The organism is Paraburkholderia bonniea (genome assembly GCF_009455625.1).
Classification (GTDB): Bacteria; Pseudomonadota; Gammaproteobacteria; order Burkholderiales; family Burkholderiaceae; genus Paraburkholderia; species Paraburkholderia bonniea.
In genome coordinates this window covers 194277-208647 of record NZ_QPEQ01000001.1, presented here as the reverse complement: position 1 = coordinate 208647, position 14371 = coordinate 194277, and the positions used below count along the sequence as shown (strand labels likewise).

Annotated in this window: 14 protein-coding genes and 2 pseudogenes; 12 read left to right on the top strand and 4 right to left on the bottom strand. The window is 58.1% G+C overall.

Annotated features, from left to right (window positions below; genetic code table 11):
• Nucleotides 1–56 precede the first annotated feature (56 nt).
• The 3 genes and pseudogenes from GH656_RS00935 to GH656_RS00925 all read left to right on the top strand — a co-directional run.
• A complete protein-coding gene (locus GH656_RS00935) occupies nucleotides 57–941 on the top strand; it encodes an EndoU domain-containing protein (RefSeq protein ID WP_153074171.1) in 885 nt (294 codons plus the stop codon).
• Entirely contained in the window at nucleotides 938–1267 is a 330-nt protein-coding gene (locus tag GH656_RS00930; protein ID WP_153074170.1) for a hypothetical protein, read from the top strand. Before GH656_RS00935 ends, GH656_RS00930 begins: the two co-directional genes overlap by 4 nt.
• Nucleotides 1268–1336: 69 nt before the next feature.
• Nucleotides 1337–4153 (top strand): annotated as a pseudogene (locus GH656_RS00925) (hemagglutinin repeat-containing protein); the annotation flags it as partial.
• Between the two features lie 159 nt (nucleotides 4154–4312).
• Here GH656_RS00925 and GH656_RS00920 read toward each other — a convergent pair.
• From GH656_RS00920 to GH656_RS17695, 3 genes are all read right to left on the bottom strand, one after another.
• A complete protein-coding gene (locus GH656_RS00920; protein ID WP_153074168.1) occupies nucleotides 4313–4549 on the bottom strand; it encodes a SymE family type I addiction module toxin in 237 nt (78 codons plus the stop codon).
• An 89-nt stretch (nucleotides 4550–4638) separates the two neighbouring features.
• A complete protein-coding gene (locus GH656_RS00915) occupies nucleotides 4639–4863 on the bottom strand; it encodes a SymE family type I addiction module toxin (protein ID WP_153074167.1) in 225 nt (74 codons plus the stop codon).
• Between the two features lie 93 nt (nucleotides 4864–4956).
• On the bottom strand, nucleotides 4957–5172 hold the full coding sequence (locus GH656_RS17695) for a hypothetical protein (protein WP_174769666.1): 216 nt from the start codon (nucleotides 5170–5172) through the stop codon (nucleotides 4957–4959).
• A 163-nt stretch (nucleotides 5173–5335) separates the two neighbouring features.
• On the opposite strand from GH656_RS17695, the gene GH656_RS17970 reads away from it, so the two are divergent.
• The 6 genes from GH656_RS17970 to GH656_RS00880 all read left to right on the top strand — a co-directional run bounded on the left by GH656_RS17970 (nucleotide 5336) and on the right by GH656_RS00880 (nucleotide 9222).
• Nucleotides 5336–6322, top strand: a complete 987-nt coding sequence (locus tag GH656_RS17970; RefSeq protein ID WP_246184170.1) for a hypothetical protein — start codon at nucleotides 5336–5338, stop codon at nucleotides 6320–6322.
• Complete coding sequence (locus GH656_RS00900) at nucleotides 6309–6767, top strand: hypothetical protein (RefSeq protein ID WP_153074166.1); 459 nt, start codon at nucleotides 6309–6311, stop codon at nucleotides 6765–6767. The genes GH656_RS17970 and GH656_RS00900 overlap by 14 nt, the downstream gene beginning before the upstream one ends.
• Nucleotides 6764–7642 carry a polymorphic toxin type 22 domain-containing protein gene (locus tag GH656_RS00895; protein WP_153074165.1) on the top strand — a complete coding sequence of 293 codons (879 nt, stop codon included), beginning with the start codon at nucleotides 6764–6766 and terminating at the stop codon, nucleotides 7640–7642. Before GH656_RS00900 ends, GH656_RS00895 begins: the two co-directional genes overlap by 4 nt.
• A 475-nt stretch (nucleotides 7643–8117) precedes the next feature.
• On the top strand, nucleotides 8118–8465 hold the full coding sequence (locus GH656_RS00890) for a hypothetical protein (protein WP_153074164.1): 348 nt from the start codon (nucleotides 8118–8120) through the stop codon (nucleotides 8463–8465).
• Nucleotides 8438–8998 carry a hemolysin gene (locus GH656_RS00885; protein ID WP_153074163.1) on the top strand — a complete coding sequence of 187 codons (561 nt, stop codon included), beginning with the start codon at nucleotides 8438–8440 and terminating at the stop codon, nucleotides 8996–8998. Before GH656_RS00890 ends, GH656_RS00885 begins: the two co-directional genes overlap by 28 nt.
• Nucleotides 8995–9222: a hypothetical protein gene (locus GH656_RS00880; protein ID WP_153074162.1), complete on the top strand. Its 228-nt coding sequence runs from the start codon at nucleotides 8995–8997 to the stop codon at nucleotides 9220–9222. The genes GH656_RS00885 and GH656_RS00880 overlap by 4 nt, the downstream gene beginning before the upstream one ends.
• A 98-nt stretch (nucleotides 9223–9320) precedes the next feature.
• Here GH656_RS00880 and GH656_RS00875 read toward each other — a convergent pair.
• A pseudogene (locus tag GH656_RS00875) lies at nucleotides 9321–10609 on the bottom strand (IS4 family transposase).
• A 457-nt stretch (nucleotides 10610–11066) separates the two neighbouring features.
• On the opposite strand from GH656_RS00875, the gene bioA reads away from it, so the two are divergent.
• Genes bioA through bioD form a run of 3 tightly spaced genes read left to right on the top strand, consistent with a single transcriptional unit; the run spans nucleotide 11067 to nucleotide 14349 of the window.
• Nucleotides 11067–12425 carry an adenosylmethionine--8-amino-7-oxononanoate transaminase gene (bioA, locus tag GH656_RS00870; RefSeq protein ID WP_153074161.1) on the top strand — a complete coding sequence of 453 codons (1359 nt, stop codon included), beginning with the start codon at nucleotides 11067–11069 and terminating at the stop codon, nucleotides 12423–12425.
• Complete coding sequence (gene bioF / locus GH656_RS00865) at nucleotides 12425–13633, top strand: 8-amino-7-oxononanoate synthase (RefSeq protein ID WP_153074160.1); 1209 nt, start codon at nucleotides 12425–12427, stop codon at nucleotides 13631–13633. The genes bioA and bioF overlap by 1 nt, the downstream gene beginning before the upstream one ends.
• Nucleotides 13630–14349, top strand: a complete 720-nt coding sequence (gene bioD, locus GH656_RS00860) for a dethiobiotin synthase (protein WP_153074159.1) — start codon at nucleotides 13630–13632, stop codon at nucleotides 14347–14349. Before bioF ends, bioD begins: the two co-directional genes overlap by 4 nt.
• The last annotated feature ends 22 nt before the right edge of the window (nucleotides 14350–14371 follow it).

The window sequence follows — 14371 nt, the reverse complement described above, 5'->3', positions numbered from 1 at the left end:
CAGTGGCTGCACTCCGGTGACGACACCACGCTCAGCGGCGCACGCGCCTAAATGGCATGCAAAGCGAAAGCGCGCGGGCGGCACTGCATGGCATCGTCGGATGCGCAGGCGCGGCGGCCAGTCGCCAGGGTTGTGGAGCGGGAGCGCTGGGGGCATCGGTGAGTTCGGTACTGGGCTCGTTGATGGGATCGACGACGGGTATGTCGGCACAGGACCGGCAGGCGCGTGAGAATCTTGTGACGAGTCTGGTGGCTGGAATTGCTACGGTATCCGGAGCAAATGCTGCGACGACGGTGAGTGCTGGGCTGACTGAGGTGGAGAATAATCAGGTGGCGCTGCCGCCACCCGGACCGCTGGTGTTTCCATTGGGCTCAGGCCTGCCACCGTTTAAGCTGCCAGGGTATCGCCCGGAGCAGGCGCAAAAAGGTGATGGCGTTATTGCCGATCCGGCGACGCAGCTTGATCCGACGATCATGGCTGGCCGGCCACTGATCTATCCGATGCTGGAGCCTGCAAAAATTGAGGCGCTGATTACTGCGGTCGTACCGGATAGCATCAGGCAGTTAGTACAGTCCGTCGTCAATGCGATGAGCAGTGATTCGAGAAAAACCACAAACACGGGCAACAACTCGCTTCTTGATCCCCAAGGCGAGAATCACGTTCTCTACGGTGATGGACCTACTTCGGGCGGACATTTATCAGGCGTTGGCAACTCAGGAAAATCAGAATTCCCTGCGAATTGGAGCGCTCAAGATATTACAAACGCCATTTCCGACATTGCAACAGATCCAAATATTCAATGGTCGAAGCCTGCGCCTAACAATGGCTATGTATCCGCTACTGGCACGATTAACGGTGTCGACATCAGAGTTATCATCGATCCGGCAAAAGGTCGCATCGTGACTGGCTACCCAACGAATTTGCCGAGAAACCCAAGATGATCAACGCTTCTGATAATGAATTGATTGAGACTAACCTGAGCCTAATCCTGGCAGAGATGAAGGCGCAACCGGAAGTTGCTCCACTTTACTCTCCAGATGAACTGTCGTACGAAGAGCAGATGATTCAGATACGTGAATTTATTGAACTGGCTGGAGAGTATGGACTCGCATATGAATATATCAACGGAACTTTGGAGCGTTTTCCGTTCAAAATTTCTGGCAATGCCGCCGTGAAATTGCTGGAAGTCGGTTTGCTGATGGGATTCAAGTCTGAGCTCAATCGTGATAAGCGATTCGACCGGAGATCCAAAAAGGCAGCGCTATAGAAGACCAGCAAGATCAACTAGACCCTGCCCGGTACGCAGGGCACGATGGCCGCGACGGGGGACCTGGCCATCTCAGCCGGACACGATGTGTTCCTCCAAGGCAGCCAGGTCGCAGGCACTAACGACGTCACACTCGCCGCCCTGGGCAACGTGAACCTCACCGCCTCGCAGGACACACAAATGAGTTCGGGCTACAACCAGAAGCACGAATCCGGCTTCGGCACGGGGGGCGGAATTGGCATTTCGGTGGGCAGCAAGACGCAGACTGACACCGCGAACACCACGCAGGTGACACACACCGGCAGCACCGTCGGCTCGCTCGGCGGCAACCTCAACCTCAGCGCAGGCAAAGACCTGCACGTCACGGGCAGCGATCTGGTCGCGGCACAAAACCTGACAGGCACCGGCACGAACATCACGCTTGACGCCGCTGTCGACACGCGGCACCACGACGAGACACACGAAGTCAAACAGAGCGGCTTTACGCTCGCGCTCAAGGCCCCGGTGATCGACGCCGTGTCCAACACCATTGACCAGGCCCATGCAGCGAGCCGCAGCCAGGATAATCGCGCGGCCGCCCTGCACGGCATGGCGGCGGCCAGCGGTGCGATAGATTCGTCAGGCGCGGCTGGTGCCGCCCTGGGCGAGCTGGCCAGCGGACAAATGCCCTCGGCCAGGATCGAACTCAGTTACGGCAGCAGCCACAGCAAACGCACTTATGCCGAAGACAGCACAACGCATCGCGGCTCGAAGGTGACGGCAGGCGGCACGGCTGCGTTTGTGGCGAAGGGTGAAAGCACGCCGGGCAGCGGCAACCTGACAATCGCCGGTTCAAACGTGAACGCGAACGACGTGATCCTGGCGGCAAAAAATCAGGTCAGTCTCGTGAACACCACCGATACCATCTCGACACACAGCAGCAACGAATCTGGCAGCGCAAGCGTTGGTATCTCCTATGGCACACAGGGCTTCGGCATCTCTGCGTCGATGTCGAAGGCCCACGGTAATGGCCGCAGCGACAGCGCGACGAAAAACAACACGCACGTAAGCGCAGCCAGCACCGCGACGATCGTTTCGGGCGGCGACACAAACATCATTAGCTCGAACCTCAACGGCCGCCAGGTGAGCGCCAATGTTGGCGGCAACCTGAACATGGCGAGCGTGCAGGACACGATGTCGAGCGCCGCGCACCAGGAAAGCAGAGGAGGAGGATTTACGCTCAGCCAGGGCGGTGGCAGTGCGAGCGTCAGCCACACCAGCGCGAACGCCAGTGGCCGTTACGCGGGCGTGAACGAACAGACGGGCATTCAGGCCGGTGACGGCGGATTCGACATCAGCGTTAAAGGCCATACCGGTCTGAACGGTGCGTATCTCGCAGGCAGTGCTGATGCGTCGAAAAACACACTCACGACCGGCACCCTCACCTTCTCCGATATCAGCAACACGTCGAACTACAAGGCATCGAGCAGCGGCTTCAGCGCAGGCGTGAGCACTGGCGATGGGGGGGCGAACTACAGCACCCATGGCAATACCTCGGGGAAGAACACAGGCGGTGGTGCCCCAATGCTGAGCCAGAATGACAGCGGCAACGACAGCGCGACCACGCGTAGCGGGATCAGCGCGGGCACGATCAGCGTGACCGATGCAGCCAGCCAGAGACAGGACATCGCCAGCCTGAACCGTGACACGTCGAACACAAACGGCACGAGCGCCAGGCTACCGGACGTGAACAACCTGCTCGAGCGCCAGGCAGACATGATGGCGGCGGCCAGCGCAGCGGGTGAAGCGGTATCACGGCGGATTGGAGATTACGCACAGTCGAAGTACGACGCGGCAAAGGCGAGCGGCGATCAGGCCGGGATGGAGGCGTGGAAGGAAGGCGGCACAGCGCGAGCGGGCATGCAGGTGGCGGGAGTGGCAATGGTGACTGGCCTTGCGGGCGGAAACGCGCCTGGTAGTGCAGCGGGTGCGGGGATCGCATCGATTGCAGCGGGCAAGCTGAATGAAATTAGTGGTGCAATTGCAGGTTCAAACCCGACTGGCAGTGCTGACATCAACACCGCCCTTGGCAACATCGTGGCGAACGCTATTGCTACAGGCGCAGGTGCCGCAGTGGGCGGGAATGCGGGCGCGGTTGCTGGGGGGAATGTGGACCGGTTTAACCGGCAACTTCATGAGGAAGAGAAAGTGCTGGCTAAGAAATTGGCGGACGATAGCGGCGGGAAGTACACGGAAGCTGATGTCGTAAACCAACTGGCGCTCATGGATATGACCAAAGACGGCAAGACGGAATCGGGCGGGGTTCGTGTGGCGGTGGGCGATCAGCCGCAAGACGGCACGGATTGGAAGGTGTACGGCACGAACAAAGATGGACAAACCGTCTGGGCGCAAAGCCTGGGCGCAGGCGATCCTGATTTGCAGACGTATATCGCGAAGAATGCGAGCGGTGGCGGGGTTTCGTATCAGCCTACGACGACCGGTTCCAATCTAGGGTTAGTCAGAGCGCCGGACTTTGTGAATTTCCAGATTGATTATTTCGTGGGGAGCGTGTGGGGGACGTTCTCACGAGATGGCAACGCGTTCTTTGGGGTGGGGGTAAATAAGTCGATTCCTAATTCGCTGGGAGCTTCGGCAAGCGCCCAGCTTGGATGGCTTAATCGCAGTTCCGTTAGTCCAGGACAGGTAAATCAATTTTTATCTGGCTATTCTGGAAATGGCAGTACTGCATTTGCCACTGTCGGAGGCGGCGTGGTTTATTCGCCGGACAATGGCACAGCAACGACAATAGGTATTGGTGCGGGTGTGAATCTTGGGAATACTAGAAACCCTGCGGCTGTAGGCACGGGTAATACCTATGACCAAGGAAAAACAGGATGGAGGTGGTAATTATGCAAAGCGTTCCTAGTGGGCAAAATCCAAAAACGAAAGTGGAGAAAATCGCTTGGTGGAGCGTCTTCACGGCCATTGTGGGTTTTATTGCGTACGTGATTATTAAAAACATCTTCTTTAATTAAAAGCAAACCCGGTTTACGCCGGGTTTGTTGTTTACCGATGAGCTTTAGTCATCGGCGTAATAACAATCTTGCCGTTGCGCACGATGACTTTGACTTCGAGATCGGCTTTGAATCCAGCGGTTTCAAGCCATTTCCCGGAAAGTTTAAGCCAGGGATAAGTCAGCGGCTCTTTTATATTCGTGTTGGGAAGCCGTTGATAGCGGCGTGATTTATGAATCACCACGCAGCGCTCGCGGTGAATGGACGGGGGTTTAATTGGATCAGCCATCGTTAACTCCTTTAATTAAAAATAATCTTCTTCCGTGAAACACCATGAACCCGGCTTTACGCCTGATTCATGGTTTATCGGTAAAAGGTTTAATCAAATGGGGTGATGGTGATCTTCTCGAATTCGACTTGCACTCTCACGCGCTGATGCGGCGCGAAACCGGCATCTACGACGAGCCATCTGCCGGCGAGCCTGAGCCAAGGATGGAGCGATGGCAGCTTGGCGCCCCAAGGCAAATTCTCGCGAGAGGTTTGCTTGACGGTGAGGATGTGCTCGGCTTGAAACGGGGGTGTATTACGATTGGCGTCAGCCATGTCAACTCTCCTGTAGTGAGTTGGGGTGGTTAGCGGGCGGTGAGTGTTGGTAGCACTCACCGCCCGCGCTTCGTTTACGTCAAGAAAACATCCCTACTGCGGTGTTTGAGCCAGCACGGTATCGAGCATTTCCGAGACGAATCGCTGCCTGGCCCTGGGCAGCAGGCTAATGGCTTCGAACTGCTGTTGCAGCTTCGACGTGGGCCCGCTATAGGACATCACCAGCCTGAACCGTGACGCGTCGAACACAAACGGCACGATCGCCAGGCTACCGGACGTGAACAACCTGCTCGAGCGCCAGGCAGACATGATGGCCGCAGCCAGCGCAGCGGGTGAAGCGGTATCACGGCGGATTGGAGACTTTGCACAGTCGAAGTACGACGCGGCAAAGGCGAGCGGCGATCAGGCCGGGATGGAGGCGTGGAAGGAAGGCGGCACAGCGCGAGCGGGCATGCAGGTGGCGGGAGCGGCAATGGTGACTGGCCTTGCGGGCGGAAACGCGCCTGGTAGTGCAGCGGGTGCCGGGATCGCATCGATTGCAGCGGGCAAGCTGAATGAAATTAGTGCTGCAATTGCAGGTTCAAACCCGACCGGCAGTGCTGACATCAACACCGCCCTTGGCAACATCGTGGCAAACGCTATTGCGACAGGCGCGGGTGCCGCAGTGGGCGGGAATGCGGGAGCGGTTGCTGGGGGGAATGTGGACCGGTTCAATAGACAACTTCACCCTGACGAAAAGCAGGCAATCAAAAATCTGGCCAACGGCGACGCCGACAAGGAACATCGGCTGGAAGCGGCGGGATGCGCGCTGGTTCACTGCGCGGCCGAATTTGCGCCGGGTACGGCGGACTACGCCAAGTATTCAGCGCTGGAGACCGAGGGTGCGGGCTACACCGCCGAACAGGCACAGTTGCAGAGCTATAACGGCGTGTCCCTTTCTCTTACGGCCTATGGCGGCATGGTGCGGCAGAGCTCGGGAGGACTGTTCCAATATCCGATAACCGATTCAACTGCTGACAACAAGGCAATGCAGGCAGCAATGGAGGCCCGGCGACCAGGAGCAATTGACTACGTGACGTTGCAGGGAGGCGCGGGTGTTGGTGGGAGCACCACAATAAATCTGCATAACGGAAACGTTTACGCCGGGGCGTCTGTTTCCGCGTCTCGAGGGATTGGATTTGGGATAATTTTTGGCACGATTCCCGATAGCGTTGGAAAAACGGCAGACCAGAAAGCGAACGATACCGACAACCTTTTGCAAGGCCAATCTGTGGGCGGGAACGGCTGTTTGTTTGGTGTGTGTGGAGGCTTGAACCACGCAGTAGGAGGGAGCACAGCTGTTGAGATTGGGGTTGGCGTAGGAGGAACTACAAAAGCACCAAATCCTGGCGGAAATGGAAGCTGGGGCTATAGCGATCAAATTTTTACTGTGCCAGGAATCGGGAATGCAAAACACTAGTCGACTAAATTGGAAAGTTGCATTGATTGGAATATGGATTCTTATCTGCGTTGGTGCTTCTTTGATTTTTGGGGTTGGGAATCCGTCAAAACGGCAATCCGAGGTACAACTGGCTGGAATGAACGTAGACATGGATTATGCGTTGCACGAGGGGGGGACGGTTGATTCCAGATATTCGAACGCAAAATTTGGTGGTGCGTTGCTCTACGTAAATGTACTGAAAAATTCCTGGAGTCAGGGACTCGCGGAGAGTTACAAAAATGCATTGCTAAGCAGAGGATGGGTGGAAAAGAACGTCGAGAGAGGTGGTTTTACGCTTTGCAAGAACAAGGTTCTTGCAACGATAAATTTAGCCCAGGAACTAGATGACTCCCGTGGAGCACCGCGGGAAGTCTACGGCTTCTCAATGAAATACGGTGGAGATGCTGCCAGAATTTGCAAATGACTTTAGACCGGTTTAACCGGCAACTTCATGACAACGAGAAAAACAAAGCTAAACAAATAGAGCGCGCAACGGCGGCGCAAGGCATTAAGAATGCGGATGGATCGCCGATTACGGCGGCGCAGATCGAAAATGCGATGCGAGCAGCAAACAACAGCCAATACGGCGAGCTGGTTGCGACTGACGCGGTTGTGTCGTTAAACGCCAATACGCCGCAAGATGCCGTGTATGACGCGACGAGGATGAAGTTCGTAGCGGACCGCAGCGGAAATTATTTGGTGCAAGACGTGTCGATGCTTGCGACGCCGCCAAAGTCGATACGAGACTTAATTGCGCAAAGTACTGGCGGGAAGGATTCGCCATATAGCTGGAATCCTGAGTCGGCCCCGGTTGCAGCTAAATCAAAAATTGATGATCGCGGGCCATTCGGTCCGGGGTGGAATACGGGGGAATATTCAGCGGGCTTTGGTGCTGGCGGACATGGCATTTTGCCGGACTATGCGACTACCGGAACTAGTGTGTTTTCTGCAACTGGCGGTGCCGCCGTCAATTTATATGACGGCACGACGTATCTTTCCGGAGGCGTTACGTCGATTTTCCCAATGCCAGTATGGAAGCCTGGTGTTACTGGAACAGTGGGATGGATTTTGGGGGATCGGAGTGCGAATGCTACAAATTCATTTCTTAATGGCGATGGAAATCAAGGATTTATCTCTATTCCTACGCCATTTAAATTTAATGTTGTAGGCGCAATTACGCATGCGTATGGGGGTGCAACGGCGATTGAGTTTGGTTTAGGGACTCCGGGAGGTTTTGGTTTTGGCGTGACACCTTGGAGTCACGGGGGAAAAGTGATAAGCGGCAATGGTAAACAGTGAGGTTTGAGATGGTGCGAGGCCCTACGGAGGAAGAGTCTGAGAAATTCACACCACGACAGAAAATGGTCTACTGGGTTTGTGTCGCTATTGTGTTTGCAATATTGGGCGGATTAGCAATAAAGAAATTATTCTTTAATTAAACAACAAACCCCATCAATAAACGAAATTTTTGAACGCAAACAATGAAACCACGGAGCATACGCATAGCTGCGTATGCCGGTGAGCTTGTGGCCGCATATGCGCTTGCCTTTTGCGCCATCTACTTTGTGGACGCCCCAAAGGCCGTATTTCAGGCTGCTCTAGCGCTGTTCTTCGTTGGATGCGCTTGTTTGATCGCTCGTCTGACGATGCCACATGCGCTTTTCAAGCTATTGGCTCGACCCGCCATAGCACTAATGTCCTTTGTCGTTTTGGGATTCGGCGCATTTGGCACTCTTGAGCTGGATCTATCAGTTTTAGCCCCAGGATTGGGGCTATGTCTTTTGGGCGCGGCGTTCAACGCTCGTGTCGAGCACGCGCGTACGTAGATGTGGACCGCTTTAACCGGCAGTTGCATGAGGAAGAGAGGACATGGGCGAAGGCGCATGCGTCGGACTTTGCGAAGCGTTATGAAGAAAAGACGGGTCAGGCGCTGACGGCGGTGCAGGCGGAAAACATGCTGCTAGCCAATGGCTACCGTCTGGTTGATGCAGCGGCAAGCAAGGGGCCTGGAGGTGACGCGACGGCGGTGGCCTACATCAGCGAAAACGGGGGAAGCTGTTCACTGCGAATCCGGCGGAATACAACAGCCCGTTCATGGGAGGCAACCGGAATGGTTCTCTGAGTGCAGAGCAGGCTGCACTGCCGGGGCATGAGGCGCATCCACAGATCGGCATGGCGATTGGCGCGACGGGCGGGCTATTTGCACTTGGCGTGGTTGCGCCCACGGTAGCGGCGGCATGGGGTCTGGGCACGACGTATGACTTTGTGGGTGACGGGATCAGCCACGCAATGGGTCTGTCGAAAGACGGGCCAAACTTCGGCAAGTCGTTCGCTGTTGGAGGCGTGATGGCAGCGATGTCGCCATTGCTGCTGCCGCTGAATACGCTGAGGACGGGAATAGCCGGGAAATTTGTGGTTGGGGGATATAACGCGGCGGTGGGTGGTACGGGTGCGTTTGGGGCTACGGCGATGACGAATTCTGGTAATCCGGGTTTGTCTGGTGGTATCGGGGCTGGCTCTGCTGCGATCGGGACTGTGATGACAACGATGATGCCGGGTCCAATGGGTAACTTTATAAATCAGGTTAATCAAATTTTGTCAGGCCCGGCACAAAATGCGATTACTAAAAAAGGTAATTCTCAGGAGAGTAAATGACTCAACTAGAGCGAAAGCGTAATGTGTATCGCCGCGCAGCTATTGCATATGCTGCTGTTGCTGCATTACCTCTCTTTATTCTTTGTGTTTCTTTGTTTAAAGGGGCTGGCTGGCACCCAATGTTGATAGGCTGGCCTGCCTACTTAACGTTTTTGGCTGCCGTTACCTACCAGTTCATCAAGGAGTTAAAGGCGCTGAAGCGAGATGAAACTGGTGCGGATTAGCTGCCAGTGATATGAAACGACAAACCCAGAGGTAGCCCTAATGCCGTTCAGTTAAGGTCCTTCTTGAGGAATCGAACGGAGTAACGAGAAGGGCGTGACTAAACGACTCGAGGGCATCCGCGTTCGAGTCGTTTTTCGTTGGGGAGCACCTTGAGCCGCTCGCACAGGCGGTGCAGCAGCGCTGGCAATTTTCCGTGCGATCGCGTCGCGGCGGCCCACATCAGTTGGTACTGAATGATATGGAAGGCTCGCACGAAGCTGATGTCGGTTGGCGCGAGCTTCGCTTCGAGTGCGGCCTTGGCCATCTCCAGCCGAATCAAGTTGCAGGCAATCAGCGCGCCCCAGATTTCCTGATACACCCCATCCACGGTCTGGCTGCGCAAGGTCAACTCCATCCCCAGCATCGATTGTTTGAGCTCACGGCAGCTCGTTTCAATCTGCCAACGGCGGCTGTAGCATGCGGCGATATCGGTGGGCTTGAAGCGCTGGCGCTCACTCAGCGAGGTCAGCAACACTCGCTCACGCCCGCGCGAGTCGATCGTGCGGACCGCGCGGGTCTCCCAGAACTCGGGCAAATCGGGGGACTTCTTGCGTGCTTGTGGCGACACGCGCATGCGCACCGTGGCATCGTCTGGCTTGCCCTGGACGATTTCCCAGCGCGTGTTTGCCTTGGCGGGAATCACGAAGTGCCGATTGTGGCCGTCCGCAGTGAGCCCGCACAGAATCTCGGCAGCCAGAAAGCCTTTGTCGAAGACCGTAATCGAATCGTTCGGTATGCGCGGCACGAGCTGCCTGGCATACAGCATCTCGTTGGTGTCGTAGCGGCCGAACTCAATGTCGCGGATCAGATGCGTCGGGAGTGCGCTCAGGGTGACGGCGCGCACCTGCGGATAGCTCGCCAGCCTGTCGTTGGCGTGGGTTTGCGCACCAAAGTGTTCACGATTTGTTCACGATTGGCCGGGCTGTCAGCCGTGCGCAGAACGGTGCCATCTACCGCCAACAGAGCCAGTCCCTTGAACGCGTGGCTAGCCGCATCCTGCTGGCTTCAGGCGATGGCCGATTCACGAAACAGCCAGGCCAGAGGCGCATACCTAGTGCGCTGACGGACCTGCGCAACGGCGCTTTTGCTGACAAATGGGGCGGCCTCTGAAGGCAGCGCCAGATCGAGATCGTCGACGACCTCGCTGATTGATTGGTGCCGGTACAGCGCCAGCGCGATGACCAACCAGACGACCTGCTCGGCGGGCAATCACCTGCTCCGGATACTCGCGCTGCCGGTGGCGCGGACGGCCTGCTCGACCCATTCGTATGGCAAGTGCTGCCCCAGCCGACCAAAGTCGGCGGGTTGCCTAGCCTCGAGGAGATAGTTCAGGTGAGCGGATAACACGGCGCCGCAAAGTTAACACCAATGCGCCAGGTTTACAACCGCTCCCTTCCCTGCAATGAAAAATGCCGTCCAGGGCTTAACTGAACGGCATTACTCCTGAGGCGCAGATTTTTTTCACAGGCGACACCTGACTTTGCCGTCGCTATCAACAGGCTTTTCCAGTCTTCTGGTGTGAACCGTTCCGTGCTGTGTCGAACAGCCGCTAAGGCCCGCCCCGTCTTGCTTTGACGCTATTTTTGCGATAGTGCATCGGGGCCGCTAAAGCGCTAATCTGCGAGCCGCTGCCGCCTGAACCCGGACGATATGCATAGCGTTTCGTGCCGCGTTGGAAGAAGGCAAAACGAAAGCGCAAAGCAGGAGCGCAAAACACGGCCACTGGTTCCATCGCTACTTCGCCGGGACGCTTGCGCTGGCATGCCTGCCTTGCGCGGCACTCATTCGAACTCTGGATCTCCATATGACTTTGAACCGCACTCCCCTGGCTCCGGACGACTGGGTCGCCCGTAGCCTGCAAGCCGTCTGGCATCCGTGCACACAAATGAAACATCACGAACGCGTGCCGCTGATTCCGGTGGCGCGTGGTGCGGGGCCCTGGCTTTACGATCCGGCGGGCCAGCGCTATCTGGATGCGATTAGTTCGTGGTGGGTCAATCTGTTCGGCCATGCCAACCCACAGATCAATGCCGCGCTGAAAACGCAGCTCGATACGCTCGAACACGTGATGCTCGCAGGTTGTACGCATCAGCCCGCGATTGAGCTGGCCGAGCGCCTCGCGGCACTCACACAGCACACGCTAGGCCATGCGTTCTTCGCGTCGGATGGCGCTTCGGCGGTTGAGATCGCGTTGAAGATGAGCTTCCACACCTGGCGCAATCGTGGCTATGCCGACAAACGCGAGTTCATCTGTGTGGCAGGGAGCTATCACGGTGAGACCATCGGCGCGCTCGGTGTGACCGATGTGGCGTTATTCAAGGATGCTTATGATCCGTTGATCCGCCATGCGCATGTGGTGGCCTCGCCCGATGTGCGTCTGGCACAGCCAGGCGAAGACGCCGCTGCGCTCACGGCACGGGCGCTCGATAGCGTGCGCGCCCTGCTGGAAGCGCGCAGCAACCACATCGCCGCATTGATCGTCGAGCCGCTGGTGCAGTGCGCGGCAGGCATGGTGATGCATGAGCCGTCGTATCTCGCCGGTTTGCGCGCGCTTTGCGAGCGCTATGCGGTGCATCTGATTGCCGATGAAATCGCGGTGGGTTGTGGCCGTACCGGCACTTTCTTCGCTTGCGAGCAAGCGGGGATCTGGCCGGATTTTCTGTGTCTGTCGAAGGGGATTAGCGGTGGCTATCTGCCGTTATCCATCGTGTTGTCGCGCGACGAAATTTTTGCTGAGTTCTATGACGACGACACAGCCCGTGGCTTCTTGCACTCGCATTCATACACCGGCAATCCGCTGGCGTGCCGCGCGGCGCTGGCCACGCTCGACTTGTTCGACAGCGGCAAGGTGCTGGCCGCCAACGCGGAAAAATCCACGCTGTTACGCGCTGCGCTCGCGCCACTGGCCGAGCATCCGCGTGTGCGTCACCTGCGCCAGTGCGGCACGATTTTCGCGTTCGACGCGGTATGCGACGACCCTGCCGAAGCCCGCACTTTTTCCCGCCGTTTTTTCGCTCATGCGCTTGAGCGTGAATTACTGCTGCGCCCGATTGGCACGACGGTGTATCTGATGCCGCCGTACATCCTTGAACCCGACGAACTCACCTGGCTGGCTGCACGAACGTGCGAGAGCTTCGACGCCACCCTCAAGGACTTCCGCTGATGCATCTGCTCGATACGCTTGAACTCAACCTGAAAACACTTGATGCGCAAGGCTTGCGCCGTCGTCGCCGGATTGCGGATTCACCGTGCGCTGCGCAGATGACTGTGGACGGCCGGCGCGTGACAGGTTTTGCCAGCAACGATTACCTGGGCCTGGCCGCACATCCGCTGCTGGTGCAAGCGCTAGCTGAAGGGGCCGCGCGTTATGGCGCGGGGAGTGGTGGCTCGCATTTGCTGGGCGGCCATTCGCGGGCGCATGTCCAGCTCGAAGAGGATCTGGCGAGTTTCGCAGGCGGCTTTGTCGATAAGCCTCGCGCGCTGTACTTCAGCACGGGCTACATGGCCAATCTGGCGACGCTGACGACGCTCGCTGGCCGTGGCACGGCGATCTTTTCCGATGCGCTGAATCACGCGTCATTGATCGACGGCGCGCGTTTGTCGCGGGCTGAGGTGCAGATTTATCCGCATGCCGATGCGGCGGCGCTGGGTGCGTTGCTGGAGGCTTCGTCAGCGGCTCACAAGCTGATCGTGTCGGATACGGTGTTCAGCATGGATGGTGATATCGCGCCGCTCGCGGCCTTGCTGGCGCTGGCAGAAAAGCATGGTGCGTGGCTGGTGCTGGATGATGCGCACGGCTTTGGCGTGCTTGGGCCGCAAGGGCGTGGCGCGCTGGCGCAAGCGGCGCTGCGCTCGCCGCATCTGGTGCTGATCGGCACGCTGGGCAAGGCGGCGGGGGTATCAGGCGCGTTCGTTGCGGCGCACGAGACCGTGATCGAATGGCTCGTGCAACGCGCTCGCCCCTACATCTTCACTACCGCTTCGGTCCCGGCTGCTGCGCATGCCGTGTCGGCCAGCCTGAAGTTGATTGGCAGTGCGGAAGGTGACGCACGCCGCGCCCATCTGCAAACGTTGATCGCCCGCACCCGCGCGATGCTGCACACCACGCCATGGCAGCCGGTTGATTCCGCAACAGCGGTGCAGCCACTCATCATTGGCAGCAACGAAGCCACGCTTGAAGTGGCCGCCGCATTCGATGCAGCGGACCTGTGGGTGCCCGCAATCCGGCCGCCGACGGTGCCGGTGGGCACTTCGCGTCTGCGGATCTCGCTGTCAGCGGGGCATTCGCATGAGGACCTGGATCAGCTTGAAGCCGCGCTGAGCCAGGTGAGCCAGGTGAGCCGCCTGAACCCGAACCGGAGTGCGGCATGAGCCACGCGTGTTCGGTTTTTGTCACGGGCACCGATACCGAGATCGGCAAGACGCTAGTTAGCGCGGCGCTGCTGCATGGCCTGAATGCGCTTGGCGTGCGCACCGCAGCGCTGAAACCGATTGCGGCTGGGGCGTTCGAGCGCGATGGCGTCTGGCATAACGACGATGCCGATCAGCTCGATGCTGCGGCCAGCGTGTTGCTGCCGCCCGAGATTCGCACGCCGTACCTGCTGCGAGCGGCAATGGCACCGCATCTTGCAGCGGCTCAGGAAGGCGTCACGCTCGAAATCGCGCCGATCCTCGCGTGCCATGAAGCGGCGCGGCAGCGAGCAGAGGTGGTGGTGGTAGAGGGCGTTGGTGGTTTTCGCGTGCCGCTGAATGACACGCTCGATACCGCCGATCTGGCCTGCGCGCTGAACCTGCCGGTGGTGCTGGTGGTGGGGGTGCGGCTCGGCTGCATCAGCCATGCGTTGCTGAGCGCAGAAGCGATTGCCGCGCGCGGGTTGACACTCGCGGGCTGGGTGGCGAACCGGATCGACCCGGCGATGCCATGCGCCGCCGACAACGTGGCCACGCTCCGCGCCCGGTTCGAACGCGCTTACCACGCGCCCTTGCTGGGCGACGTGCCTTATCTGACACCCGTGCGGCCCGAGCAGGCCGCGCGTCATCTCGATGCTTCCCTGCTGCTGCAAACGTTGCGCGCCGCTAGCGTGTAGCGCACGCCTTCATTACAAGGAT